The following is a 26,645-nucleotide window of genomic DNA, read 5'->3' on the forward strand; positions in this document are numbered from 1 at the left end:
GGCGCGCAGATGCCGGGAACCACAATAATCGAACTGCCGAGGAACCCGACATGAAACGACTGATCAGCAGCTGCGTTCTTGCACTCAGCGGTACCGCTTTCTTCAGCACCGGCGTGATGGCGGCCGAACCGGCCTCCTGCAAGAACGTACGCATGGGCGTGGTCAACTGGACTGACGTGATCGCCACCAGTGCCATGACCCAGGTCCTGCTCGACGGCCTCGGCTACAGCACCAAACAGACCAGCGCCTCGCAACAAATCATCTTCGCCGGGATTCGCGATCAGCGCCTGGACTTGTTCCTCGGCTACTGGAACCCGCTGATGACCCAGACCATCACGCCATTCGTCGAGGCCAATCAGGTCAAAGTGCTCGAAGCACCGAGCCTGAAAGACGCCCGCGCCACCCTCGCCGTGCCGACCTATCTGGCCGACAAGGGGCTGAAAACCTTCGCCGATATCGCCAAGTTCGAGAAGGAATTGGGCGGCAAGATCTACGGCATCGAACCAGGCTCGGGCGCCAACACGCAGATCAAAGCGATGATCGCCAAGAACCAGTTTGGTCTGGGCAAATTCCAGCTGGTCGAATCGAGCGAGGCCGGCATGCTCGCCGCCGTCGATCGCGCCGTGCGCCGCAAGGAAGCCGTAGTGTTCTTCGGCTGGGCGCCGCACCCGATGAACGTCAATATCCAGATGACCTATCTGACTGGTAGCGAAGACGCCCTCGGCCCGAACGAAGGCATGGCCACGGTGTGGACGGTCACGTCACCGAAGTACGCCGAGCAATGTCCGAACATCGGCCGCCTGCTGACCAACCTGACGTTCACCGCTGAATCCGAGAGCCGGATGATGCAGCCGCTGCTCGATCACAAGGATGCCTTCGAGTCGGCGAAGCAGTGGCTCAAGGATCACCCCGAAGACAAACAGCGCTGGCTTGAAGGTGTGACGACTTTCGATGGCAAACCGGCTGCTGAAAACCTCCAGCTGACCAGCAAATAACCCTTTTTTGAACCCCCTCTCCCAGATGGGAGAGGCCACTGAACCACGCTTCGCATCCCCGCCACGGGCTGCGGACAGACCCATCACGCCTGAAGGAAACGCACCATGAACCACGACGTCATCATCACCTGCGCACTCACCGGTGCTGGCGACACGACCGCCAAGAGCCCACACGTGCCGGTCACCCCGAAACAGATTGCCGCTGCTGCGGTGGAAGCGGCCAAGGCCGGCGCCACCGTCGTGCACTGCCATGTGCGCGACCCGCAGACCGGCAAGTTCAGCCGTGACGTGGCGCTGTACCGCGAAGTGATGGAGCGCATCCGCGAGGCGGACGTCGACATCATCGTCAACCTCACCGCCGGGATGGGCGGCGACCTGGAAATCGGCCCTGGCGAGAAGCCGATGGAGTTCGGCCCGAACACCGATCTGGTCGGTCCGCTGACCCGTCTCGCCCACGTTGAAGAACTGCTGCCGGAAATCTGCACCCTCGATTGCGGCACGCTGAACTTCGGCGACGGCGACACCATTTACGTCTCTACCCCGGCGCAACTGCGCGCCGGCGCCAAGCGCATCACCGAACTGGGGGTGAAGGCCGAGCTGGAGATTTTCGATACCGGGCATCTGTGGTTCGCCAAGCAGATGATCAAGGAAGGCTTGCTCGACAACCCGCTGTTTCAACTGTGCCTGGGCATCCCGTGGGGCGCGCCGGCCGACACCACCACGATGAAAGCCATGGTCGACAACCTGCCCGCCGACGCGGTGTGGGCCGGCTTCGGCATCGGCCGCATGCAGATGCCGATGGCGGCGCAAGCGGTGCTGCTGGGCGGCAACGTGCGGGTCGGGCTGGAGGACAACCTGTGGCTGGACAAAGGCGTGCTGGCGACCAATGGCCAATTGGTTGAACGCGCCACGGAAATCCTCAGCCGCCTCGGTGCCCGCGTGCTGACGCCGGCCGAAGGTCGCAAAAAAATGGGCCTGACCCAGCGCGGCTGAACCTCACCTTATTTCCCTGTGAACATAAATTTTGTGGTGAGGGGATTTATCCCCGATGGGTGGCGAAGCCGCCCCAAAACCTGACAACCCGGGGCATCAGATAGACCGAGAGCACAGGTTTTACGACTGCTTCGCAGCCGATCGGGGATAAATCCCCTCGCCACGAGAACAGAGTTTCCACAGGGATCACCGAACTCTCTCCAGGAAATCGTCATGCGCTTTATCACCGAAATCAAAACCTTCGCCGCTCTCGGCAGTGGTGTCATCGGCAGTGGCTGGGTCGCCCGCGCCCTCGCCCACGGACTTGATGTAGTGGCCTGGGACCCGGCGCCCGGCGCCGAGGCGGCATTGCGCCAACGCGTGGCCAATGCCTGGGGCGCGCTGGAAAAAAACGGCCTGGCGCCGGGTGCTTCGCAGGATCGTCTGCGCTTTGTCGCAACCATCGAGGAATGTGTGCGTGACGCCGATTTCATCCAGGAAAGCGCCCCGGAACGGCTGGAACTGAAGCTCGACCTGCACAGCAAGATCAGCGCCGCCGCCAAGCCCGATGCGCTGATCGGCTCCAGCACTTCAGGCCTTTTGCCCAGCGAGTTCTATGAGAGTTCGACGCACCCTGAACGCTGCGTGGTCGGGCATCCGTTCAACCCGGTTTATCTGTTGCCGCTGGTGGAAGTGGTCGGCGGCAGAAACACCGCGCCGGAGGCGGTGCAAGCGGCGATGCAAGTCTACCAATCCCTCGGCATGCGCCCGCTGCATGTGCGCAAGGAAGTGCCGGGTTTCATCGCCGACCGATTGCTCGAAGCGCTGTGGCGCGAAGCGCTGCACCTGGTCAACGACGGTGTCGCGACGACTGGCGAAATCGACGATGCGATTCGCTTTGGCGCCGGTCTGCGCTGGTCGTTCATGGGCACTTTCCTGACTTACACCCTGGCCGGCGGCGATGCCGGCATGCGCCACTTCATGTCGCAATTCGGCCCGGCGTTGCAGTTGCCGTGGACGTATCTGCCGGCACCGGAGCTGACCGACAAGTTGATCGATGATGTGGTCGATGGCACCACCGATCAGCTCGGTCGGCACAGCATTTCGGCGCTGGAGCGCTATCGTGATGACTGTTTGCTGGCGGTGCTCGAGGCGGTGAAAACCACCAAGGAAAAGCATGGAATGAGTTTCAGCGAGTAATGCGTATGACATGGCACCGCTGCCCTCACCCTAACCCTCTCCCGGAGGGAGAGGGGACTGACCGAGGTGTTTTTGCAAGCTACGCCGACTTGACCACTGCGTCGAACTCTGGACTTGAAAGGCTCGAAAATCGGCTCCCTTTCCCCCTCGCCCCCTTGGGGGAGAGGGCTGGGGTGAGGGGGTTGCTCTTGATCTTCACCCATCAACTGCGGAAACCGAAACCATGCCCCACCTCACCACCTACCAAACCACCATCACCCCCGACTGGGTCGACTACAACGGCCACCTGCGCGACGCCTTCTACCTGCTGATCTTCAGCTACGCCACCGATGCGCTGATGGACCGCCTCGGCATGGACAGCAGCAACCGCGAGGCCAGCGGCCACTCGCTGTTCACCCTTGAGCTGCACCTCAATTATCTGCACGAAGTGAAGCTCGACACCGAGGTCGAAGTGCGCACGCAAATCATCGGCCACGACAGCAAGCGCCTGCACCTCTATCACAGCCTGCACAAGGTCGGCGATGAGCAAGCGCTGGCCGGCAATGAACAGATGCTTTTGCACGTCGACCTCGCCGGCCCGCGCTCGGCGCCGTTCAGCCCCGATACGTTGCATCGCCTGCAAGCCATCGTCGCCGATCAGACCGACCTGACCGCTCCCGCTTACATCGGCCGCGTGATCGCGCTGCCACCCGCTCGGTAAATCCCCCACTGCCAAGGAGCCGCCATGAATACCGCCGTCGCTGTTGCCGATTTTCGTACTTATCCGTTGATCAGCGCGCTCGGTGGCGTGCAGGGTCTGGCGGATCGCGTTGTCATCGAATGGGCTGACGGGCGTGTCAGCCCGTTTCACCACGTATGGCTGCGCGACAATTGCCCGTGTGATCAATGTTTCTACAGCGTCACTCGCGAGCAGGTTTTCGAGAGCGTCGATGCCGCAGAGGATTTGCGACCGCTGGCCACGCGCATCGACAGCGATGGTTGCCTGCGCATCGACTGGCAGGATGGTCACCTGAGCCGCTTCGATCCGGGCTGGCTGCGCGCACATGCCTATGACGATGAATCCCGCGCCGAACGCCTGGCGGGCAAATCGCAGCCCCGTTTGTGGCACAGCGATCTGCAGTTGCCGGTGTTCGACTACACCGCGCTGATGAACGACAACGCCGCGCTGCTGCAATGGTTGCTCGCCGTGCGCGACATCGGCCTGACCCAAGTGCGCGGCGTGCCCACCGAGCCGGGCTCGCTGAAGCTCATCGCGCAACGGATTTCCTTCATCCGCGAAAGCAATTTCGGCGTGCTGTTCAATGTGCAATCCAAAGCCGACGCCGACAGCAACGCCTACACCTCCTTCAACCTGCCATTGCACACGGATTTGCCGACACGAGAGCTGCAACCGGGGCTGCAATTTCTGCATTGCCTGGTGAATGATGCCGAGGGTGGCGAGAGCATTTTCGTCGATGGTTTTGCGATCGCCGACGCCTTGCGTCAGGAGGAGCCGCAGCTGTTTGAGGCCCTGTGTGAAATCCCTGTGGAATTTCGCAACAAGGACCGGCACAGCGATTATCGCTGCCTGGCGCCGATCATCGCTGTGGATGCGCTGGGCCGGGTGGCGGAGATTCGCATGGCCAACTTTCTGCGTGGGGCGTTCGATACGTCGGTGGCGCAGATGCCGTTGCTGTATCGAGCCTATCGGCGCTTTATTGCGATGACCCGCGAGCCGCGATTCCGGCTGATGCAGCGGCTCAAGCCGGGCGAGTTGTGGTGCTTTGACAACCGCCGCACGCTGCATGCACGCAATGCCTTTGATCCAGCGACCGGGGCGCGGCATTTTCAGGGCTGCTATGTCGACCGGGATGAGTTGTTGTCGCGGATTCTGGTGTTGCAACGTTGAACCGCGTCATCGTTCTTCGCGAGCAGGCTCGCTCCCACATTGGAATGCATTTCAACTGTGGGAGCGAGCTTGCTCGCGAAAGCGTCAGTCCAAACAACGCGCTACTAACTGAATCACAGGCAAAAAAAACTCCGATCAAGCCGTGACAGGATCGGAGCTGAGGAGGGTACTGTTGAGGAGCTGCCAGGCGAGGGTGACCAAACCTTCGTGAAGCGAGCTGGAGCCAGTGTGCCTAGTCGCCCATCCAGTCGGTTAGCCGAAAACGACCTGTTCATAGTCGTCCCGGCCACCGCGACAAAACGCCCTTGCCGCGTCCGGTCGGGGCCACCAGAATCGAGCCAAGACCTCCGTTGCCACAGAAGGATTTGCGTAATGATGTACGCCGATTTGATTGACCAGGAAGATCTGTTGGGCCAGCTCAAGGCCTTGGGTATTCAGGTGCCGAGCGGTACCACCGCCGAGCAGGCCTGCGAGTGTGCGGTGCGCGGCCTGGACAATGTTCGCGCATTTGAACTGCGCAAGATGGTCAAGGACATGTACACCAGCGGCGCCAGCATTCAGCCGGCGGTGCGTCAGGCGATCGACAAGCAATTGTTGCCGGCCCTCTCGGATTACCAGCAGTCCCACAGCGCCTGAGAAACCCCTTCGCGAGCAGGCTCGCTCCCACCTGACCGTTCCCACGCTCTGCGTGGGAACGGTCAGACTCGGTCTACAGCCTTACGCTGGCAAACGTCGACTCATTGCGCGCCTGACTCAGCGCCGACATCGGCCCCGAGAGCGGCGACATCACGATGGCCTGCGGCAGCGGCAGCATCGCTACCTGCTGGGTGGTGTTGGAGCCCACGCGTTCGTCACGCGGCGGGATGCCGAAGTACTCGCGGTAGCACTTGGAGAAGTGCGGCGTGGAGACGAAACCACACACCGACGCCACTTCGATGATCGACATCGGCGTCTGCTTGAGCAGTTGCCGGGCGCGGATCAGGCGCAGCTTCAGGTAATAGCGCGACGGCGAGCAGTGCAGGTATTTCTGGAACAACCGCTCCAGCTGTCGACGCGACACCGCGACATACACCGCCAGTTCATCCAGATCGATCGGCTCTTCCAGATTGGCTTCCATCAGCGCGACGATTTCCTGCAACTTCGGCTGGTTGGTGCCGAGCATGTGCTTGAGCGGCACACGCTGGTGATCCTGTTCGTTGCGGATGCGCTCGTAGACGAACATTTCCGAGATCGCTGCCGACAGTTCACGACCGTGATCGCGGCTGATCAGGTGCAGCATCATGTCCAGCGGCGCGGTGCCGCCGGAACTGGTGAAGCGGTTACGGTCGAGGGTGAACAGGCGTGTGCTCATGGCCACGCGCGGGAAAGCTTCCTGCATCGCCGCCAGACATTCCCAGTGCACGCTGCAATCGAAGCCGTCGAGCAGACCGGCGCAGGCCAGCGCCCAACTGCCGGTGCACACTGCGCCCAGACGCTTGGACTGGCGCGCCTGGCTTTGCAGCCACGAGACGTGTTCACGGGTTACGGTACGTTGAATGCCGATGCCGCCGCAGACAATCACAGTGTCCAGGGGCGGGGCTTTGTGCATGGAGGCGTCGGGAGTGATCTGCAAACCGTCACTGGCCCAGACCTGGCCGCCATCGACGGTGAGGGTGCTCCAGCGATACAGCTCGCGACCGGACAACTGGTTGGCCATGCGCAGCGGCTCAACGGCGGACGCCAGGGAAATCAGCGTGAAATTGTCCAGCAGCAGAAAGCCGATGGATTGAGGCGCACGGTTCTGGGGTTGGGCCCCGGAGTTGAACGACGTCATCGCGGTATCTCCTCACACAAAGCGGGTGGCGGCCTCAGGCGGAGGCTCTTGTTATTGCCCGCGTCTCATAGAGAAAGCAGGCTTTGTTATGACAGAGCAATTGCCGTGCCTGAAATTGGACGGCCATTCAATAACTCCTGAAAACGACCTCGCGACGCGTCTATACGAGACCTCGGAACACGCCATTTCGAAGTGCCATCAGATGCCGCGAGAGCCCTGCCGCGCAGCCCGTGAGCAGATCGGTAGCACTTGTGGGAACTGGCCTGCAGCGGATTTGCACAGAGTGTCACCGCAAGCACGGACGACGGACGGTCAGGTAACGACCGACAAGTCACGACTGACAGTGACGCTTGTCTGATTGCGACGCGCCAAAAGGTGGCGCGGCTGGATTGGGGTGTTCTTTTGTTGAGCAGTTTTGACTGGTCTGGCGCTCCACTCTGCCAGATCAACCTGTGGCGAGGGGATTTATCCCCGATCGGCTGCGCAGCAGTCGTAAATCCATTCACCAAAGTGTGTCAGGCAAAACTCGATTGCAGGATTTGGGACTGCTTCGCAGCCCAGCGGGGATAAATCCCCTCGCCACGGGTTCACGGTCAGCATTCAACCGCACTGACCGCCAAGCCACCGCGCGAAGTTTCTTTATATTTGTCATGCATATCGGCGCCGGTATCGCGCATGGTGCGGATCACCCGGTCCAGCGAGATGAAGTGCTGCCCGTCGCCGCGCAGGGCCATTTGCGCCGCGTTGATGGCTTTCACTGCCGCGATTGCATTGCGCTCGATACACGGCACTTGCACCAGACCACCGACCGGGTCGCAGGTCAGGCCCAGGTTGTGCTCCAGGCCGATTTCCGCCGCGTTGCACAATTGCTCGGGCGTGGCGCCAAGAATCTCCGCCAGCCCCGCCGCTGCCATCGCGCAAGCCGAACCGACCTCGCCTTGGCAACCGACCTCGGCCCCAGAGATCGACGCATTCTTTTTGCATAGAATGCCCACCGCCGCCGCGCCGAGGAAATAGTCGACGACGTTGGCGTCTGTGACTGCCTCGCTGAATTTCATGAAGTAGTGCAGCACCGCCGGGATGATCCCCGCCGCGCCGTTGGTCGGCGCGGTAACCATGCGCCCGCCGGCGGCATTCTCTTCATTGACGGCCAGGGCGAACAGGTTGACCCACTCCATCGCGCTCAGGGTCGAGCCGATGACGTTCGGTTTGTTCAGCTCTTGCAGGCTGCGGTGCAACTTCGCCGCACGCCGCCGCACGTTCAGGCCGCCGGGCAGAATGCCTTCGTGCTTGAGGCCTTGCTCGACGCAATCCTGCATCGCTCGCCACAGTTTCATCAGCCCGGCGCGGATTTCTTCTTCACTGCGCCAGACCTTTTCGTTGGCCATCATCAGTTCAGCGACGCGCAGGTTGTGCGTTTTGCACAACTGCAGCAGCTCGACCGCGCTGGAGAAGTCGTAGGGCAATTCGGTGCGATCCAGATCGACCACACCACTGGACGCTTGCGCCTCATCAACGACGAAGCCGCCGCCGACCGAATAGTAGGTGTCCCGGTGCAGCTCAGCGAACTCGCCTTCGGCCACCAGCGTCATGGCGTTGGGATGGAATGGCAGGTTTTCATCGATCAGGCGCATGTCCCGCGCCCACACAAACGGCACCGACAGGCGACCATCCAATAACAACGTATGGGTTTCCCGCAGCGCCTGAATGCGCGGGCCGATCTGCGCCGGGTCGATTGCGTCCGGCCACTCGCCCATCAGGCCCATGATCACTGCGTTGTCGCTGCCGTGACCGATGCCGGTGGCGGAAAGCGAGCCGAACAACTGCACCTCGATGCGCCGCACCTGTTCCAGCTGATGCTTGCCGCGCAGCGACTCGACGAACAATGCGGCGGCGCGCATCGGCCCGACGGTGTGGGAACTGGAAGGGCCGATGCCGATTTTGAACAGGTCGAAAACGCTGATAGCCATTGCTGCGAAGCTCCTGAGAATACCGGTCCGGGCGGCAAAAGCGCCCGCTGGCGGAGCTGCTACGCTCAAGCTGCGATCCGCCGAATGCCGGCATCATCGGGCTTTTGTCGGCGCGCTCGGCGTCTGACACCGACGCAGTCATGTCCAGCAGCGTCGTTACGTTTTCGCCCCGCAAATACGCCGTTTTTATGCAGTCGAGCAGGTCATCGGGGGCGGAAAAAAGCTGTAAGCGACGTCACCGACACTGGAAGCGACCATCCCTGTACTGGATACGACCCTCCCTGTAGGCGTCAGATTTTCACTGGTACATGATCGGGATGACTCGATTGCAAGGCGCTGCGGTAGAGCTGTCGTCAGAACGCCACCAACCGCAACCCATAAGTGCGGTGGTCCACAGTCGGAACACTGCCAAAAAAAACACCAAGGAGTCCATCCATGAAAGGTTCCCCGTCGTTGTTGTTGGCCGCCCTGCTGAGTCTGCCGTTACTGGCGCAAGCCGCAGAACCGGCACAGTGCAGCCTCGTTAACTTCTCCGATGTCGGCTGGACCGACATCACCGCCACCACCGCTACCACTTCCGTTGTTCTCAACGCCCTCGGCTACAAGACCAAAACCACCATGATCTCCGTGCCCGTGACCTACAAGTCGCTGGCCGACGGCAAAAACATGGACGTGTTTCTCGGTAACTGGATGCCGACCATGGAGAACGACATCAAGCCGTATCGCGATGCCGGCACCGTCGACACCGTGCGCACCAACCTCAAGGGCGCCAAGTACACCCTCGCCGTGCCGCAAGCCCTGTACGACAAAGGCCTGCATGACTTCGCCGACATCGCCAAATTCAAGAAAGAGCTCGACGGCAAGATCTACGGCATCGAGCCGGGCAACGACGGCAACCGGCTGATCCAGAGCATGATCGACAAGGATGCCTTCGGCCTGAAAACCGCTGGCTTCAAGATCGTCGAATCTTCCGAGGCCGGCATGCTCTCGCAAGTCGACCGGGCGCAGAAGCGCGACACCGCCGTGGTCTTCCTCGGCTGGGCACCGCACCCGATGAACAAGCGCTTCAAGATTCAATACCTGACCGGCGGCGACGACTTCTTCGGCCCCGATTTCGGCGCAGCCACCGTGGCGACCAACACCCGCAAGGGTTACGCCGAAGAATGCAGCAATGTCGGTCAGCTGTTGAAAAACCTGGAGTTCACCGTCGACATGGAAAGTGAACTGATGGGCAACATTCTCGACGACAAGATGAAGCCTGACGCGGCCGCCAAGGCCTGGCTGAAAAAGAATCCACAGGTGCTCGAAACCTGGCTCGCTGGCGTGACCACCATTGACGGTAAACCAGGCCTGGAGGCCGTGAAAGCCAAGCTCGCGCCTTGATTTGAGGGGCACCGCTTATGCCGGGCAGGCGTGCCTGCCCGGGCTGTTAATTTCCTTGCATGCGGACGTTCACTACCATGCTGATTGATCAGAAAATACCTTTAGGCCAGTACATCGCGGGCTTCGTCGAATGGTTGACGCAACACGGCGCCAACACCTTCGACGCAATCGCCGTGACACTGGAAACGATGATCCACGGCGTGACGTTTGCGCTGACCTGGTTCAACCCGTTGGTGCTGATTGGCCTGATTGCCATCATTGCCCATCTGATTCAACGCAAGTGGGGCCTGACCGCGTTCGTGGTCGCCTCGTTCCTGCTGATCCTCAACCTGGGTTACTGGCAGGAAACCATGGAAACCCTCGCCCAGGTGCTGTTCGCCACCCTGGTCTGCGTGTTGATCGGCGTGCCGCTGGGCATCGTCGCCGCGCACAAACCGATGTTCTACACCATGATGCGGCCGGTGCTCGATCTGATGCAGACCGTACCGACCTTCGTTTACCTCATTCCTACCCTGACCCTCTTCGGGCTGGGTGTGGTTCCGGGCCTGATCTCCACGGTGGTCTTCGCCATCGCGGCGCCGATCCGCCTGACCTACCTGGGCATCCGCGATGTCCCGCAAGAACTGATGGACGCCGGCAAGGCCTTCGGCTGCTCGCGTCGCCAATTGCTCTCAAGGATCGAACTGCCGCACGCCATGCCGAGCATCGCGGCCGGCATCACCCAGTGCATCATGCTGTCGCTGTCGATGGTAGTGATCGCGGCACTGGTCGGCGCCGACGGACTCGGCAAACCGGTGGTCAACGCACTGAACACTGCTGATATTGCGCTGGGCTTCGAAGCAGGCCTGGCAATCGTACTGCTGGCGATCATGCTCGACCGTATCTGCAAACAACCCGACGCTAAAGTAGGGGGTGACGCATGAGCATAATTCGCTTCGAAGACGTTGACGTAATCTTCTCCAAGGACCCGCGCGAGGCACTCAAGCTGCTCGATCAGGGCATGACCCGCAACGAGATCCTGAAGAAGACCGGTCAGATCGTCGGCGTGGAAAAAGCCACGCTGGACATCAACAAGGGCGAGATCTGCGTGCTGATGGGCCTGTCCGGCTCGGGCAAGTCGAGCCTGCTGCGCTGCATCAATGGCCTCAACACCGTGAGCCGCGGCAAGCTGTTCGTCGAGCATGAAAACCGTCAGATCGACATCGCGTCCTGCACGCCCGCCGAGCTGAAGATGATGCGCACCAAGCGCATTGCCATGGTGTTCCAGAAGTTCGCCCTGATGCCCTGGCTGACAGTGCGCGAGAACATCAGTTTCGGTCTGGAAATGCAGGGTCGACCGGAGAAGGAACGCAAGAAACTGGTCGATGAGAAACTCGAACTGGTTGGCCTGACCCAATGGCGCAACAAGAAGCCGGACGAACTTTCCGGCGGCATGCAACAGCGCGTCGGCCTCGCCCGTGCGTTGGCCATGGACGCCGACATTCTGCTGATGGACGAACCGTTCTCGGCCCTCGACCCGCTGATCCGCCAGGGCCTGCAAGACGAACTGCTGGAACTGCAACGCAAGCTGAGCAAGACCATCGTGTTTGTCAGCCACGACCTTGATGAAGCACTCAAACTCGGCAGCCGCATCGCGATCATGAAGGACGGCCGGATCATCCAGTACAGCGTGCCGGAAGAGATCGTCCTCAACCCGGCGGACGACTATGTGCGGACCTTCGTCGCCCACACCAATCCGCTCAACGTGCTCTGCGGCCGCAGCCTGATGCGCACGCTGGACAAGTGCAAACGCATCAACGGTTCGGTGTGCCTCGACCCGGGCGGCGACTCGTGGCTGGACCTGGCCGAAGGCAACACCATCAAAGGCGCACGGCAGAACGGCTCGGTGCTGAACCTGCAGAACTGGGCACCGGGGCAAGCAGTGGAAGGCCTGGAGCGCAAGCCAACGCTGGTGGACTCGAACATCGGCATGCGTGATGCGCTGCAGATCCGTTATCAGACCGGCAACAAGCTGGTGCTGCACGATAACAATCATGTGGTGGGGATTCTCGGCGACAGCGAGTTGTATCACGCGTTGTTGGGCAAGAATCTGGGCTAAACCCCGCAGACACAAAAACGCCGCGAGAGGATCGCGGCGTGATCGTTCCCACGCTCCGCGTGGGAATGCAGCCCGGGACGCTCCGCGTCCCACAACAGCGGACGCAGAGCGTCCATTGATGCATTCCCACGCGGAGCGTGGGAACGATCATGCAAAAGGGGCTCAATCGAGCCCCTTTTGGTTTAGCTGTTTAGCTGTACACCCGGCCAAGAAGCTGCCGATGGCTTTCAAACTGATCCAGCACATCCCGCGTAATCTGCTCAGGAGTGAAGCCCATCAAGTCGTAATCCTGGCTGCCATTGTGCAGATACACCTCAGCGCGGTAATAACGCTGACGCGCTTCATCTGATTGCGCCGATTCGGTCGGGGTCGCCAGATAACCATCCAGGCTCACTTCGTAAACGAAAGGGTTACCCTCCTCCATCTCGACCCGCACGCCCATGCAGCGCTTGGCCTTGCCCAACAGCGTCTGCACTTCAATGCCCTGATTGCGCAATTGCGCCGCTGCATCTTCCAGCGCCGGGGTGACGTGCTTGTCCATGAAGCGCTGCACCACCGATTGGCTCGGCTGCAGATCCAGTTGCGTCAGGCGCTCGCTGAAACCACGGCGCCCGCGCTCGGCCAGTTGCGCTTGCTCCTGTTCGATCTGCACGTCCTGGCGCATCGCCTTGTGCAGGCCGAACATGAAGCAGATCAGCACCACCGAAAACGGCAGGCCGGCCAGCACGACCATGGTCTGCATGGCTTCGAAGTTGCCGGCGAACAGCAGGCCGATGGTCACCAGCGTGATCACCACCGACCAGAAGATCCGCAGCCAGTGCGGCGCGTCTTCATCGACGTTGCCGCCCTTGCAGGAAAGATTCGCCATCATCACCGCGCCGGAGTCGGCCGGAGTCAGGAACAGCACGAAGCCGACAAAGATCGACACCCCGATGACGACTTTTGACGCCGGGTAATGCTCAAGCAACTGATAGATCGCCATCGACGGCTGTTCCAGCGCCGTCTTGCCCAGCTCCACCGCGCCCTGATTCATCACCAGATCCAGCGCCGAGTTGCCGAAGATCGACAGCCACGCCAAGGTGAAGCCCAGCGGAATCAGCAGCACGCCAGCGACCAGCTCACGCACGCTGCGGCCACGGGAAATCCGTGCGATGAACATGCCCACGAATGGCGCCCAGGAAATCCACCAGGCCCAGTAGAACAGCGTCCACAGGCCCAGCCAGCGGTCGGACTTGGCGCTGTCGCCTTCATAGACGTACAGGTCGAAGGTCTTCAGCACCACGCCGTTGAGATAGTCGCCAATGTTCTGCACGAAGCCGTTGAGCAGGTGCAGGGTCGGGCCGAACAGCAGGACGAAAATCAGCAGGCCGCTGAACAGCACGATGTTCAGGTTGGACAGACGACGGATGCCGTTTTCCACACCCGACACGGCAGCGATGGTCGCCACGGTGCTCATGACGATGATGACGATCAGCAGGTTGGTGTTGCTGTGCTCCATGCCGAACAGGTTTTCCAGCCCGGACGAGACTTGCAGCGAGCCAATCCCCAGGTTGGTCACCAGCCCCAGCAGGGTCACGAACATGCCAAAGCCGTCCACTGCGTGCCCGGCAGCGCCTTTGACCCAACGCTCGCCGACCAATGGATACAGCGCCGAACGCAGCGCCAGCGGCTGGTTATGTCGATAGGCAAAATACGCCACGGCCAGGCCGACCAAAGCGTAGATCGCCCAGCCGTGCAGGCCCCAGTGCAGGAAGGTCAGTTGCACTGCCTGACGCGCGGCCAGATTGCTGGCCGAGGTGCCTTCCGGCGGATTGAAGTAGTGATCCAGCGGCTCGGACGCGCCGAAGTACAACAGCGAAATGCCGATGCCCGACGAGAACAGCATCCCCGCCCAGGCGCCGTAACTGAAATCCGGGGTGTCGTCCTTGCTGCCCAGTTTGAGTTTGCCGTACGAGGAAAACGCCAGACCGACCACGAACACCAGGTAGGCGGCGATCACCACCATGTAGTACCAGCCGAAGCTGCGCGACAACCAGGCCTGGGCCATGCCCAGCATTCTGCCGGCCTCTTGCGGGGCGATGATCAGAATGGCGGTCAACAACAGAATCAGCGCGGTCGAGGTGTAGAACACCCAACCGTTGACCGTCACCTTCTCGGGCGGGGTCTTTATTAGCGAGGCAGAACTCATGGCACAAATGCTCCAGGCAGTGCGAGAGAAGAACACAAGGCATCACGGAACCCGACCAATCGGTTAGTTGGCAGCCGACCGGCGGGTGATATAAAGACACTCCGAAAAAAGCCCGAACCTGCCGAAATGGCGTTGCGTATTCGCTTTCGTGGCCAGAGGCGACGGACGTTCATCCGAAACCTGGCCCCGAGCGTCTTGCCCTTTCAACACGTCCATCGAATCGCGAACCGCGCCATGCCCCGCGCAGGTTTCGAGCCGTTTCAGGTGTCGGTTTTTATCGTCATTACGCGTAGGAATTTTCTGTAGGCAGCGACGAATTGTCGCAGATCTTATTCTTTGTTGATTGAACGTTCAATCAAAACAAAATAGACTGGCCCTCAATCCGATCGGCGTCATTCGCCCCTCGGAAGGCCTAAGGAGATGTGCAAGATGCCCAAGGTCGGTATGCAACCCATCCGCCGCCAACAACTGATCGAAGCCACTTTGCAAGCGGTCGATCAGGTCGGAATGGGGGACGCCAGCATTGCGCTGATCGCCCGTTTGGCCGGTGTCTCGAATGGCATCATCAGTCATTACTTTCAGGACAAGAACGGCCTGATCGCCGCCACGATGCGGTACCTGATGACCGCCCTCAGCGAGAGCGTCACCGCGCGCCGTCAGGCGCTGGCAGATGACAGCCCACGGGCGCATCTGCAGGTGATCATCGAAGGCAACTTCGACGCCAGCCAGGTCAATGGCCCGGCAATGAAAACCTGGCTGGCCTTCTGGGCCACCAGCATGCACCAGCCGTCTTTGCACAGGTTGCAGCGGATCAACGATCACCGTCTGTATTCCAACCTGTGCTGCCAGTTCCGCCGTGTGTTGCCGCTCGAAGATGCGCGCAGCGCCGCCCGGGGTCTGGCAGCGTTGATTGACGGCTTGTGGTTGCGCGGCGCGCTGTCGGGAGACGCTTTCGACACGGCGCAGGCGCAACAGATCGCTTACGAATACATGGATTTCCAATTGGCCAAGAAGGTGAGCTAGAGCACACAGAAAATGCTCGGCCCCTGAACTCCACCGCAGCGTGATCGCGGTGGTCAACGCCAACCACCAATGCACTTGCGAGGACACTATGGCCCGTTTCGAACTGCAAAAACTCTACATCGATGGCGCGTACACCGACGCCGGCAGCGACGCCACCTTCGAAGCCATCAACCCGGCGAACGGTGAAGTCCTCGCACTGGTGCAACGTGCGACCAAAGACGACGTCGAGCGCGCTGTGGTCAGCGCCGAAAAGGGCCAGAAAATCTGGGCCGCGATGACCGCCATGGAGCGTTCGCGCATCCTGCGTCGCGCCGTCGACATCCTGCGCGAGCGCAACGATGAGCTGGCCGCGCTGGAAACCCTGGACACCGGCAAATCCTTCTCCGAAACCAAGTACGTCGACATCGTCACCGGCGCTGACGTGCTGGAATACTACGCAGGCCTGGTGCCCGCCATCGAAGGCGAGCAGATCCCGCTGCGTGACACCTCTTTCGTTTACACCCGTCGCGAACCACTGGGCGTTGTCGCCGGTATCGGCGCGTGGAACTACCCGATCCAGATCGCGCTGTGGAAATCCGCTCCAGCCCTGGCGGCCGGTAACGCGATGATCTTCAAGCCAAGCGAAGTCACCTCGCTGACCACCCTGAAACTGGCCGAGATCTACACCGAAGCCGGCGTACCGAACGGCGTGTTCAACGTCCTGACCGGCAGCGGTCGCGAAGTCGGCACCTGGCTGACCGAGCACCCGCGCATCGAAAAAATCTCCTTCACTGGCGGCACCGACACCGGCAAGAAAGTCATGGCCAGCGCTTCGGCTTCGTCGCTCAAGGACGTGACCATGGAACTGGGCGGCAAGTCGCCGCTGATCATCTGCGACGACGCCGATCTCGATCGCGCCGCCGACACGGCGATGATGGCCAACTTCTACAGCTCCGGTCAGGTCTGCACCAACGGCACTCGCGTGTTCGTACCGGCGCACCTGAAAGCCGCTTTTGAAGCCAAGATCGTTGAGCGCGTTGCCCGCATCCGCGTTGGCAACCCGGAAGACGAAAACACCAATTTCGGCCCGCTGGTCAGCTTCCCGCACATGGAAAGCGTGTTGGCTTACATCGCCAAGGGTAAAGAAGAAGGCGCACGCGTGCTGTGCGGCGGCGGTCGTCTGACCGACGGCGAATTCGCCAAAGGCGCGTTCGTGGCTCCAACCGTATTCACCGACTGTACCGACGACATGACCATCGTGCGCGAAGAAATCTTCGGCCCGGTGATGGCGATCCTCTCCTACGAAACCGAAGAAGAAGTGATCCGCCGCGCCAACGACACCGACTTCGGCCTGGCCGCCGGTATCGTCACCAAAGACCTGAACCGCGCGCACCGCGTGATCCATCAACTGGAAGCCGGTATCTGCTGGATCAACGCCTGGGGCGAGTCCGACGCAAAAATGCCGGTCGGCGGCTACAAGCAGTCGGGTGTTGGCCGTGAGAACGGGATCAGCTCTCTCAATAACTTCACGCGCATCAAATCGGTACAGGTCGAGCTGGGCGATTACGTCTCGGTGTTCTGATCTGGCTCAGAGTCTGGATGGGGCCTTTGTGGCGAGGGGATTCATCCCCGTCGGGCTGCGAAGCGGCCCCCCTCCAGACACTGCAATTCTCCAGACAGAACCAGTCGCTGACTCTGCGACTGCTGCGCAGCCGAACGGGGATAAATCCCCTCGCCACAGGTGCGCGGTCACAGTTGACCTGACCAACTTCAAAGAGGGTGCATTCAATGTCCCAAGAATTCGATTACATCATCATAGGCGCCGGCTCTGCAGGTAACACACTTGCGACCCGTCTGACTGAAGACGAAGGCGTCACCGTTCTGCTGCTCGAAGCCGGGGGGCCGGACTACCGCCTCGACTTCCGTACCCAGATGCCCGCTGCGCTGGCGTTCCCGCTGCAGGGTCGTCGCTACAACTGGGCTTACGAAACCGATCCAGAGCCACACATGGACGGTCGCCGGATGGAATGCGGTCGCGGCAAGGGCCTTGGCGGCTCTTCGCTGATCAACGGCATGTGCTACATCCGTGGCAACGCGATGGACTACGACGGCTGGGCGAAACTGCCGGGCCTGGAAGACTGGTCGTACCTCGATTGCCTGCCGTACTTCCGCAAAGCCGAAACCCGTGACATCGGCCCGAACGATTACCACGGTGGCGACGGCCCGGTCAGCGTGACCACGCCGAAAGCCGGCAACAACCCGCTGTTCCACGCCATGGTTGAAGCCGGCGTGCAGGCCGGTTACCCGCGCACCGAAGACCTCAACGGTTACCAGCAGGAAGGCTTCGGCCCGATGGACCGCACCGTGACGCCGAACGGCCGCCGTGCTTCCACCGCCCGTGGCTACCTCGACATCGCCAAGAAGCGTTCGACCCTGACCATCGTCACCCACGCGCTGACCGACAAGATTCTCTTTGAAGGCAAGCGCGCGGTCGGCGTGCGTTACCTGATCGGCGACGCTGAAGAACGTGTTGAAGCCAAGGCGCGCAAGGAAGTCCTGCTGTGCTCCGGCGCCATCGCTTCGCCGCAGATTCTGCAGCGCTCCGGTGTCGGCCCGGCGAAACTGCTGGAAAGCCTCGACATCCCGGTGGTCCACGATCTGCCGGGCGTCGGTGAAAACCTGCAGGATCACCTTGAGCTGTACCTGCAATACGCCTGCACCCAACCGGTTTCGCTGTACCCGTCGCTGCTCTGGTACAACCAGCCAGCGATCGGTGCCGAGTGGCTGTTCAACGGCACCGGCATCGGCGCCAGCAACCAGTTCGAGGCCGGCGGTTTCATTCGTTCGCGTCCGGAATTCGAATGGCCGAACATCCAGTACCACTTCCTGCCGGTGGCGATTAACTACAACGGCAGCAACGGTGTGAAAGAACATGGTTTCCAGGCGCACATGGGCTCCATGCGCTCGCCGAGCCGTGGTCGCATCCAGGTCAAGTCCAAGGATCCGCGCCAGCACCCGAGCATCCTGTTCAACTACATGGCCACCGAGCAGGACTGGCAGGAATTCCGCGACGGCATCCGCCTGACCCGCGAAATCATGCAGCAGCCGGCCCTCGACGCGTTCCGTGGTCGCGAAATCAGCCCGGGCATCGACGTGCAAACCGATGAGCAGCTCGACAAGTTCATCCGCGAGCACGCCGAAACCGCGTTCCACCCGTCCTGCTCGTGCAAGATGGGCACCGACGAGATGGCCGTGGTCGATGGCGAAGGTCGTGTGCACGGCATGCAGAGCCTGCGCGTGGTCGATGCCTCGATCATGCCGATCATCACCACCGGCAACCTCAACGCGCCGACGATCATGATGGCCGAGAAAATCGCCGACAGGATCCGCGGCCGCAAGCCGCTGCCGCGCAGCAACGCTGCTTATTACGTCGCGAACGGCGCGCCGGTCAAAGGCAAGCCGATGCGGGATATCACACCGGTTACCCAGTAAGTCGTAATACCTCCCGGGATGCGTTCCCACGCAGAGCGTGGGAACGATCTGCTATCGGGCACAGTAAATCCTCCTACACCCCCTCTTCACTTGATCCTACCCCCACGCAGGCCTACTCTAGACCTCGCGCAACCGTTTCACCCCTCCCCGCTGTCGCCATGCCGCTACTCCATTACAAGGAGGTTCCCGAATGTTCGATTTCCACCCCCAGCTCAAGCAGCGCTTTGCTGCCTTGCGCACGGGCGCTGAATTTTTTTCCCTGCGGTATGTGCGCGAGTCCGGGCAGTTTCTGTCGGTGCGCAAGAACGTCGCCGAACCGCCGAGCCTGAGCCGCGATGAAGGGGCGATGCTCACCGTGCGCGTGAATGGCGTCGAAGCCTACGCGGCGACCAATGACCTCTCGCAACAAGGCCTGCAAGCCGCCCTCGAGCGCGCCGAGCAACAGGCCCGCCGGCTCAAGCCGCACGCCTTGCTCGATCTGCGCGAGCAGACGCTGTCCAGTGACCGCGCTGATTATTTTTCCCCCAACCTCGAACAGCCCTTCCCGTCCCTGAGCGAATGCTTCGATCTGCTCGGTGCGGAGTCCGCCTCGGTGCCCAAGGATGAACGTCTGGTCAATTGGCAGGTGAGCATCGGCATCACTAACGTCGAGCAGATCTACCTGAGCAGCGCCGGCGCCGAATTGCGCCAGGCCCAGCGCTTCGTTTATCCGAGCCTCGACGTCACCGCCTACGACGGCAACGACAGCCAGACCCGCAGCCTCGGCCGGGAGAACTTCGGCCAACAGGGTGGCGCCGACGTCATCAGCCGCTGCGGCCTGGTCGGTGCCGGTCCGCAAGTCGCCGACCAGGCCCTGCAACTGCTGCTCGCGCCGAACACCCCGCAAGGCCCGCGCGACCTGCTGCTGATGCCTGATCAGATGATGCTGCAGATTCATGAATCCATCGGTCACCCGCTGGAGCTCGACCGCATCCTCGGCGATGAGCGCAATTACGCCGGCACCAGTTTCGTCAAGACCAGCGATTTCGGCAGCCTGCAATACGGCTCCAACCTGCTCAACGTAACCTTCGACCCGGGCATCCCGGAAGAACTCGCCAGCTACGGCCATGACGACGACGGCACTGCGGCGAGCAAACAATTCCTGATTCGCGACGGCCTGTTGCTGCGGCCGTTGGGCGGGGCGCTGTCGCAGTATCGCGCCGGCCTCGAAGGCGTTGCCAACAGCCGCGCCTGCGGCTGGAACCGGCCGCCGATCGACCGCATGGCCAACCTCAACATCGAGCCGGGCGATCAGACGCTGGAGCAGATGATCGGTGGTATCGAGCACGGCATTCTGATGAGCACCAACCGCTCGTGGTCGATCGACGATGCGCGCAACAAATTCCAGTTCGGCTGCGAATGGGGCCAGTTGATCGAGCATGGTGAACTTAAAGGCGTGGTGAAAAATCCCAACTACCGGGCCATTTCCGCGCACTTCTGGAAGAGCCTGCGCGCCGTCGGCGATGCCAACACCGTCAAGGTGCTGGGCACGCCGAACTGCGGCAAGGGCGAACCGAACCAGGTGATTCGCGTCGGCCACGCTTCGCCGGCCTGCGTATTCAGCAACATTGATGTGTTTGGGGGAGACGCCTGATGAGCATTTCGAAGAGTCAGTCCGACGCCTTCAAGGTCATGGTCAACTGGCTGCGCGACAGCGTGCGCGAGCCGGAACAGTTCACGCTCAGCTACGCCGCCGAAGCCTCGGCGTTCGTGCGCTTCAATCACGCCAAGGTGCGCCAGGCCGGGCAAGTGCAACAGGCCAACGTCGGCCTGAAACTGATCGACGACGGTCGCCACGCCGACCTGCAGATCACCTTGTCCGGGGATCAGGAAGCCGATCTGCAACGCCTCGCCGAGGGCCTGCAACAACTGCGCGAAACCCTGCCGCTGCTGCCGCAGGATCCGTACCTGCTGCTCAATCACAACAGTTGGCAGAGCACGCACGTACAAGCGCATCCGCTGCCGGACACCGAAGATGTCGTCGGGCAAATCTGCGCTGCCGCTGAAGGTCTCGATCTGGTCGGCTTCTATGCTGCCGGCCCGATCAGCCGCGGTTTCGCCAGTTCCGCCGGCGCGTTCGGCTGGCATGAAGCCAACAGTTTCAACTTCGACTTCAGCCTGTTCCATGAAAACGGCGAAGCGGTGAAGGCCAGCTACGCCGGACATGACTGGAGCGACGAAGGGTTTGCCCGGCGTTTCGCCCAGGCCCGCGAACAGCTGGAGTTTCTCGGCCGACCGTTACGCACTTTGGCACCGGGACAGTACCGCGCCTATCTGGCGCCGGCGGCACTGGAAGAAATCATGGGCATGCTCAGTTGGGGCGGGTTCTCGGCGCAATCGATCGCCAGCAAGAGCAGTCCGTTGCAGAAACTCTACGTCGGCGATCAGGCGTTCAGTCCGCTGGTGTCGCTGGATGAGAAGGTCAGCGAATCCCTGAGCCCGGCGTTTTCCGCCGAGGGATATCCGCGCAGCGATCTGCGTCTGATCATCGAAGGCCGGGCCGGTGATCAACTGGTCGGCTCGCGCAGCGCCGCCGAATATGGTCTGGCGGCGAACGGTGCGGGCGGCGGCGAAATGCCCAGTGCATTGAACATGGCCGCCGGTGATCTGTCGCAGCAAGAGATCCTCAAGCAGTTGGGCACCGGGCTGTACATCAGCAACCTGTGGTACCTGAACTACTCGGATCAACCGGCGGCGCGCATGACCGGCATGACCCGTTTCGCGACCTTCTGGGTCGAGAACGGCGAAATCCAGGCGCCGGTCAGCACCATGCGTTTCGACGACAGCGCCTACAACCTGCTCGGCTCGCAGTTGGAAGCGTTGACTACCGAGCGTGAATTGCTGCTCTCGGCGAGTACCTACAGCCAGCGCAATACCTCGTCATCGCTGTTGCCGGGGGCGCTGGTCAGCCGGTTGACCCTGACCCTCTGACAGCGATCGTTCCCACGCTCCGCGTGGGAATGCAGCCCGGGACGCTCCGCGTCCCAGCCAAAAGCGGACGCAGAGCGTCCGTTGAGGCATTCCCACGCAGAGCGTGGGAACGATCATCAAACAGACCACAAGAGGTTCCATGCCCAACCGCCCGCCTCTCGACGCCATCACCGCCCGCTGGTTGCCGTGGGTCGTCGCCATCGCCTTCTTCATGCAGTCACTCGACGGGACCATCCTCAATACCGCGCTGCCGGCCATGGCCAGCGATCTGGCGGAAGACCCGTTGCGCATGCAGGGTGTGATCATCGCCTACATGCTCACCGTGGCCCTGCTGATCCCGGCCTCCGGCTGGATCGCCGACCGCTTCGGCACCAAGAAAATCTTCTTCGGCGCGATTCTGCTGTTCAGCTTCGGCTCGCTGCTCTGCGCTTTGTCCAGCAGCCTGAGCATGCTCATCGGTGCGCGGGTGATTCAGGGCCTCGGCGGTGCGCTGATGCTGCCGGTCGGGCGGCTGGTGGTGCTGCGCGCCTATCCGCGCTCGGAACTGGTGCGGATCATGGGTTTCATCACAATTCCCGGCCTGCTCGGCCCGCTTATCGGCCCGACCATGGGCGGCTGGATGGTGGAATACGTGACGTGGCACTGGATCTTCCTGATCAATCTGCCGGTCGGGGTGATCGGCTGTTATGCGGTGTGGAAGTTCATTCCCGACCTGCGCGGCACCGAGCGCACCCGCTTCGATAGCCTCGGCTTTCTGCTTTTCGGCGCGGCGATGATCCTCATCACCATCGCCATGGAAGGTCTTGGTGAACTGCACCTACCGCACCTGCGGGTGATGTTGCTGCTGTTCGCCGGCATGGCCTGTCTGGCGGCGTACTGGCTGCGCGCCGGGCACATCGAGAATCCGCTGTTTGCGCCTTCGCTGTTCAAGACCCGCACGTTCGCCGTCGGCATTCTCGGCAACCTGTTCGCGCGACTGGGCAGCGGTGCTCTGCCATTTCTGGTTCCGCTGCTGCTGCAAGTGGCGTTGGGCTATTCGCCGTCGCAAGCGGGGATGAGCATGTTGCCGCTGGCCGCTGCGGCGATGGTCGCCAAGTGGGTCGCGCGTCCGCTGATCGAACGCCTCGGCTATCGCATCGTGCTCACCGGCAACACGCTGGCGCTGGGGATCATGCTGGCGAGCATGGGTCTGGTCAGCGAGCAGACGCCGTACTGGCTGCTGTTGTGCCTGCTGGCCGTGCTCGGTGCGATCAACTCGCTGCAATTCACCGCGATGAACACGGTGACGCTGATCGACCTCGACGATGCCAGCGCCAGCAGCGGCAACAGTCTGCTGTCGGTGGTCGCGCAGTTGTCGCTGAGCCTCGGCGTGGCCTGCGCCGGTGCGCTGCTTGGTGGCTTCACTGCGAAGGTCGGCAACGATGGCGTGGAAACCGTACTCGGTGCGTTCCAGCTGACCTTCGTCACGGTCGGCGTGATGGCGATGCTGGCGGCGACGATTTTCTCCCAGCTGTCCAAGGAAGACGGGCGCCGGGCGAAACGGCCGCAGGAGCACATCGAACACTGATTGTGCTGGAGGACATCTGTGGCTGCTGAAGGACTTCCGTGGCGAGGGGATTTATCCCCGCTGGGTTGCGCAGCAGCCCCAAAAAGGTTGGATGCGGTCAGCCGGATGAATTGAGGTGGCAGGTATTGGGGGGTGCTGCGCACCCCAGCGGGGATAAATCCCCTCGCCACAGATAAATCCCCTCGCCACAGGTAATCCCTGCCTCGGGTTCAATCGCTGTTCGTCCAGAACTGTCGAGGAAACTGGCACGGGGCTGCTACACTGCGCGACATTTTGTTTTGCAGGCCAGTCCCGTGACCACCATCGCCACCGCTTTTAATACTCTGCCGCTGTCCGCCGCCATGCTGGCTAACCTCGAATCACTCGGTTATGCCCAGATGACGCCGATCCAGGCGCAGAGCTTGCCGGTGATCCTCAAGGGGATGGACCTGATCGCCCAGGCCAAGACCGGCAGCGGCAAGACCGCCGCGTTCGGCATCGGCCTGCTCAACCCGATCAACCCGCGCTACTTCGGGTGCCAGGCGCTGGTGATCTGCCCGACCCGCGAGCTGGCCGACCAGGTGGCCAAGGAAGTCCGTCGTCTGGCCCGCGCCGAAGACAACATCAAAGTCCTGACCCTGTGCGGTGGCGTCTCGTTCGGCCCGCAGATCGCTTCGCTGGAGCACGGCGCGCACATCATCGTCGGCACCCCGGGGCGCATTCAGCAGCACCTGCGCAAGGGTTCGCTGGTGCTCGATGGCCTGAACACGCTGATCCTCGACGAAGCCGACCGCATGCTCGACATGGGTTTCTACGACGCCATCGAAGACATCATCATCAAGACCCCGGAGCGCCGGCAGACTCTGCTGTTCTCCGCGACCTACCCGGTGGGCATCAAGCAACTGGCTTCGAAATTCATGCGCGATCCGCAGACCGTCAAGGCTGAAGCCTTCCACGACGACACGCAGATCGAGCAGCGCTTCTACGAGATTTCCCCGGAAGAGCGCATGAGCGCGGTGACCAAAGTCCTGCACCACTTCCGTCCGGCGTCCTGCGTGGCGTTCTGCTTCACTAAGCAGCAGGTTCAGGAAACCGTCGATCACCTGACCGCCAAAGGCATTTCCGCCGTCGGCCTGCACGGCGATCTGGAACAGCGTGACCGCGATCAGGTGCTGGCGATGTTCGCCAACCGCAGCACCTCGGTGCTGGTCGCCACCGACGTCGCGGCCCGTGGTCTGGACATCGATGCGCTGGACATGGTGATCAACGTCGAGCTGGCGCGCGATTCGGAAATCCACATCCACCGCGTTGGCCGTACCGGTCGTGCCGGCGAGAAAGGCATTGCCATCAGTCTGGTCGCGCCGTCCGAAGCGCATCGTGCGCAAGCCATCGAACAACTGCAGAAAGCGCCGCTGAACTGGGATCAGATCGACAACCTCAAGTCCCAGGGCCTGGCGCCGCTGCAACCACCGATGACCACCCTGTGCATCGGCGCTGGCCGCAAAGACAAAGTGCGCCCGGGCGACATTCTTGGCGCACTGACCGGCGAAGCGGGCATTCCCGGCGCGCAGGTTGGCAAAATCGCCATCTTCGATTTCCAGGCCTACGTCGCTGTCGAGCGCACCGTGGCCATGCAGGCCTTGCAGCGCCTGAACGACGGCAAGATCAAGGGCCGCTCGTTGCGCGTGCGTATTCTGTAAGCGATCTTCCATCCAGAGGAGATCCCCTGTGGGAGCGGGCTTGCCCGCGATGACGGCCTGACAGACAACATTTATGTTGAATGTGCAGACCTCATCGCGGGCAAGCCCGCTCCCACATGGGTCACAGGTGATTTTGAATTTTGTGTGAGGACACCGTTTTGCGCTCTACCGAAGTCGTGATCATTGGCGCTGGCGCGGCCGGCTTGATGTGTGCCCTGACCGCCGCCGGGCGCGGGCGTCAGGTGTTGCTGCTCGACCACGCGAACAAGGCCGGCAAGAAAATCCTCATGTCCGGCGGTGGCCGCTGCAATTTCACCAACATGTACACCGAACCGAGCAATTTCCTTTCGCAGAACCCGCATTTCTGCAAATCGGCGCTGGCGCGTTACACCCAGTGGGATTTCATCGGTCTGGTCGGCAAACATGGCGTGCCGTACCACGAGAAGAAACTCGGCCAGCTGTTCTGCGATAACAAATCCAGCGACATCCTCGGCATGCTCCTTGATGAATGCGATCAGGCCGGCGTCGAGCTGCACCTGGACACCTCGATCCAGACCATCGAAAAAACCGACAGCGGTTATCTGCTCGACACCACACTCGGCCAGGTCCAGTGCCAATCGCTGGTCATCGCTACCGGAGGCCTGTCGATCCCGACTCTCGGCGCTACCGGTTTCGGTTATCAGGTTGCGAAACAGTTCGGCCATGAGCTGCTGCCGACCCGCGCCGGGCTGGTGCCGTTCACCATTACCGACCAGCTCAAGGAGTTGTGCACAGAGCTGTCCGGCACCTCGGTGGATTGTCTGGTCAGCTGCAATGACCAGAGCTTTCGCGAGAACATTCTGTTCACTCACCGTGGCCTCAGCGGCCCGGCGATTCTGCAGATTTCCTCGTTCTGGGAGTCTGGCGATACGGTAGAGATCAACCTGCTGCCGGATCACGACGCGGCGAGCTGGTTGCAACAGCAAGTCGCCGAGCGTCCGAACAGCGAGCTGAAGACTTTGCTTGGCGAGATCTTCACCAAGAAGATGGCCAATCTGCTGGCGGACAACTGGTTTGTCTCCAAACCGATGAAGCAGTACACCCATGCTGAACTGGCGGAGATTGCCGAGAAACTCGGCAGCTGGAAGGTTGTGCCGGCGGGAACTGAAGGCTATCGCACGGCTGAGGTGACCCTGGGCGGCGTCGACACCCGCGAGGTGTCGTCGAAGACCATGGAGTCGCTGAAAAGCCCCGGCCTGTACTTCATCGGTGAAGTGCTCGACGTCACCGGGCACCTGGGCGGCTTCAATTTCCAGTGGGCCTGGGCCTCGGGCTACGCTGCTGCGCAGTACGCTTAACTCAAGGCTAAATACAAAACCCTGTGGGAGCGAGCCTGCTCGCGAATGCGGTGTACCAGTCGACATCAATGTTGAATGACACTCCGCTTTC

Annotated in this window: 20 protein-coding genes; 17 read left to right on the forward strand and 3 right to left on the reverse strand. The window is 61.5% G+C overall.

Translation table 11 applies throughout. The features are described from left to right. The first annotated feature begins 50 nt into the window (after positions 1–50). The 6 genes from V8J63_RS00065 (at position 51) to V8J63_RS00090 (ending at position 5,691) form a co-directional block, all read left to right on the forward strand. Entirely contained in the window at positions 51–995 is a 945-nt protein-coding gene (locus tag V8J63_RS00065; protein WP_016772813.1) for a choline ABC transporter substrate-binding protein, read from the forward strand. A gap of 105 nt (positions 996–1,100) precedes the next feature. After that, entirely contained in the window at positions 1,101–1,988 is an 888-nt protein-coding gene (locus tag V8J63_RS00070) for a 3-keto-5-aminohexanoate cleavage protein (protein WP_024014602.1), read from the forward strand. A 213-nt stretch (positions 1,989–2,201) separates the two neighbouring features. Further along, complete coding sequence (locus V8J63_RS00075; RefSeq protein ID WP_016772811.1) at positions 2,202–3,167, forward strand: L-carnitine dehydrogenase; 966 nt, start codon at positions 2,202–2,204, stop codon at positions 3,165–3,167. A gap of 223 nt (positions 3,168–3,390) precedes the next feature. Further along, a complete protein-coding gene (locus V8J63_RS00080; RefSeq protein WP_336463412.1) occupies positions 3,391–3,867 on the forward strand; it encodes a thioesterase family protein in 477 nt (158 codons plus the stop codon). Positions 3,868–3,891: 24 nt separating this feature from the next. Next, complete coding sequence (locus V8J63_RS00085; protein WP_336463413.1) at positions 3,892–5,055, forward strand: gamma-butyrobetaine dioxygenase; 1,164 nt, start codon at positions 3,892–3,894, stop codon at positions 5,053–5,055. A 372-nt stretch (positions 5,056–5,427) separates the two neighbouring features. Next, entirely contained in the window at positions 5,428–5,691 is a 264-nt protein-coding gene (locus V8J63_RS00090; protein ID WP_016772808.1) for a hypothetical protein, read from the forward strand. Between the two features lie 73 nt (positions 5,692–5,764). Here the strand turns inward: V8J63_RS00090 and V8J63_RS00095 are convergent, their stop codons facing one another. Next, positions 5,765–6,868 (reverse strand): GlxA family transcriptional regulator, encoded by a 1,104-nt coding sequence (locus V8J63_RS00095; RefSeq protein ID WP_007949927.1) that lies wholly within the window; start codon positions 6,866–6,868, stop codon positions 5,765–5,767. 593 nt (positions 6,869–7,461) lie between these two features. Continuing rightward, on the reverse strand, positions 7,462–8,838 hold the full coding sequence (locus V8J63_RS00100; protein ID WP_024014604.1) for an L-serine ammonia-lyase: 1,377 nt from the start codon (positions 8,836–8,838) through the stop codon (positions 7,462–7,464). A gap of 435 nt (positions 8,839–9,273) precedes the next feature. Here V8J63_RS00100 and V8J63_RS00105 point away from each other — a divergent pair, with 435 nt between their 5' ends. From V8J63_RS00105 to choV, 3 genes are all read left to right on the forward strand, one after another. Continuing rightward, the gene (locus tag V8J63_RS00105) at positions 9,274–10,221 is read left to right on the forward strand and encodes a choline ABC transporter substrate-binding protein (RefSeq protein WP_095181365.1); all 948 of its coding nucleotides are present in this window, start codon (positions 9,274–9,276) and stop codon (positions 10,219–10,221) included. 77 nt (positions 10,222–10,298) lie between these two features. After that, complete coding sequence (gene choW, locus V8J63_RS00110; RefSeq protein WP_016772805.1) at positions 10,299–11,144, forward strand: choline ABC transporter permease subunit; 846 nt, start codon at positions 10,299–10,301, stop codon at positions 11,142–11,144. Continuing rightward, positions 11,141–12,319: a choline ABC transporter ATP-binding protein gene (gene choV, locus V8J63_RS00115; RefSeq protein WP_016772804.1), complete on the forward strand. Its 1,179-nt coding sequence runs from the start codon at positions 11,141–11,143 to the stop codon at positions 12,317–12,319. Before choW ends, choV begins: the two co-directional genes overlap by 4 nt. Before the next feature lie 190 nt (positions 12,320–12,509). Here choV and V8J63_RS00120 read toward each other — a convergent pair whose 3' ends face one another. Next, positions 12,510–14,450, reverse strand: a complete 1,941-nt coding sequence (locus V8J63_RS00120) for a BCCT family transporter (protein WP_223259140.1) — start codon at positions 14,448–14,450, stop codon at positions 12,510–12,512. Positions 14,451–14,936: 486 nt separating this feature from the next. On the opposite strand from V8J63_RS00120, the gene betI reads away from it, so the two are divergent. From betI to V8J63_RS00160, 8 genes are all read left to right on the forward strand, one after another. Next, the gene (gene betI, locus V8J63_RS00125; RefSeq protein ID WP_008085771.1) at positions 14,937–15,530 is read left to right on the forward strand and encodes a transcriptional regulator BetI; all 594 of its coding nucleotides are present in this window, start codon (positions 14,937–14,939) and stop codon (positions 15,528–15,530) included. Between the two features lie 88 nt (positions 15,531–15,618). After that, complete coding sequence (gene betB, locus V8J63_RS00130; protein WP_024014608.1) at positions 15,619–17,091, forward strand: betaine-aldehyde dehydrogenase; 1,473 nt, start codon at positions 15,619–15,621, stop codon at positions 17,089–17,091. Between the two features lie 206 nt (positions 17,092–17,297). After that, positions 17,298–19,001, forward strand: coding sequence for a choline dehydrogenase (gene betA, locus V8J63_RS00135; RefSeq protein WP_336463414.1), 1,704 nt, complete (start codon positions 17,298–17,300; stop codon positions 18,999–19,001). A gap of 190 nt (positions 19,002–19,191) precedes the next feature. Further along, positions 19,192–20,634 (forward strand): TldD/PmbA family protein, encoded by a 1,443-nt coding sequence (locus V8J63_RS00140; RefSeq protein ID WP_071173866.1) that lies wholly within the window; start codon positions 19,192–19,194, stop codon positions 20,632–20,634. After that, positions 20,634–21,971, forward strand: coding sequence for a TldD/PmbA family protein (locus tag V8J63_RS00145; RefSeq protein ID WP_336463415.1), 1,338 nt, complete (start codon positions 20,634–20,636; stop codon positions 21,969–21,971). Before V8J63_RS00140 ends, V8J63_RS00145 begins: the two co-directional genes overlap by 1 nt. Positions 21,972–22,110: 139 nt before the next feature. Next, complete coding sequence (gene mdtD / locus V8J63_RS00150) at positions 22,111–23,538, forward strand: multidrug transporter subunit MdtD (RefSeq protein WP_056786508.1); 1,428 nt, start codon at positions 22,111–22,113, stop codon at positions 23,536–23,538. 293 nt (positions 23,539–23,831) lie between these two features. Beyond that, positions 23,832–25,217 carry an ATP-dependent RNA helicase DbpA gene (dbpA, locus tag V8J63_RS00155; RefSeq protein WP_024014613.1) on the forward strand — a complete coding sequence of 462 codons (1,386 nt, stop codon included), beginning with the start codon at positions 23,832–23,834 and terminating at the stop codon, positions 25,215–25,217. A gap of 158 nt (positions 25,218–25,375) precedes the next feature. Further along, positions 25,376–26,554 (forward strand): NAD(P)/FAD-dependent oxidoreductase, encoded by a 1,179-nt coding sequence (locus V8J63_RS00160; RefSeq protein WP_281879551.1) that lies wholly within the window; start codon positions 25,376–25,378, stop codon positions 26,552–26,554. Positions 26,555–26,645: the final 91 nt, after the last annotated feature.

This window comes from Pseudomonas sp. CCNWLW23 (assembly GCF_037095675.1).
Lineage (GTDB): Bacteria > Pseudomonadota > Gammaproteobacteria > Pseudomonadales > Pseudomonadaceae > Aquipseudomonas > Aquipseudomonas atacamensis.

Coding starts and splice junctions, on each gene's coding strand:
- V8J63_RS00065 (WP_016772813.1), top strand. CDS start 51: ATGAAACGACTGATCAGCAGCTGCGTTCTTGCACTCAGCGGTACCGCT.
- V8J63_RS00070 (WP_024014602.1), top strand. CDS start 1,101: ATGAACCACGACGTCATCATCACCTGCGCACTCACCGGTGCTGGCGAC.
- V8J63_RS00075 (WP_016772811.1), top strand. CDS start 2,202: ATGCGCTTTATCACCGAAATCAAAACCTTCGCCGCTCTCGGCAGTGGT.
- V8J63_RS00080 (WP_336463412.1), top strand. CDS start 3,391: ATGCCCCACCTCACCACCTACCAAACCACCATCACCCCCGACTGGGTC.
- V8J63_RS00085 (WP_336463413.1), top strand. CDS start 3,892: ATGAATACCGCCGTCGCTGTTGCCGATTTTCGTACTTATCCGTTGATC.
- V8J63_RS00090 (WP_016772808.1), top strand. CDS start 5,428: ATGATGTACGCCGATTTGATTGACCAGGAAGATCTGTTGGGCCAGCTC.
- V8J63_RS00095 (WP_007949927.1), bottom strand. CDS start 6,868: ATGACGTCGTTCAACTCCGGGGCCCAACCCCAGAACCGTGCGCCTCAA.
- V8J63_RS00100 (WP_024014604.1), bottom strand. CDS start 8,838: ATGGCTATCAGCGTTTTCGACCTGTTCAAAATCGGCATCGGCCCTTCC.
- V8J63_RS00105 (WP_095181365.1), top strand. CDS start 9,274: ATGAAAGGTTCCCCGTCGTTGTTGTTGGCCGCCCTGCTGAGTCTGCCG.
- choW (WP_016772805.1), top strand. CDS start 10,299: ATGCTGATTGATCAGAAAATACCTTTAGGCCAGTACATCGCGGGCTTC.
- choV (WP_016772804.1), top strand. CDS start 11,141: ATGAGCATAATTCGCTTCGAAGACGTTGACGTAATCTTCTCCAAGGAC.
- betI (WP_008085771.1), top strand. CDS start 14,937: ATGCCCAAGGTCGGTATGCAACCCATCCGCCGCCAACAACTGATCGAA.
- betB (WP_024014608.1), top strand. CDS start 15,619: ATGGCCCGTTTCGAACTGCAAAAACTCTACATCGATGGCGCGTACACC.
- betA (WP_336463414.1), top strand. CDS start 17,298: ATGTCCCAAGAATTCGATTACATCATCATAGGCGCCGGCTCTGCAGGT.
- V8J63_RS00140 (WP_071173866.1), top strand. CDS start 19,192: ATGTTCGATTTCCACCCCCAGCTCAAGCAGCGCTTTGCTGCCTTGCGC.
- V8J63_RS00145 (WP_336463415.1), top strand. CDS start 20,634: ATGAGCATTTCGAAGAGTCAGTCCGACGCCTTCAAGGTCATGGTCAAC.
- mdtD (WP_056786508.1), top strand. CDS start 22,111: ATGCCCAACCGCCCGCCTCTCGACGCCATCACCGCCCGCTGGTTGCCG.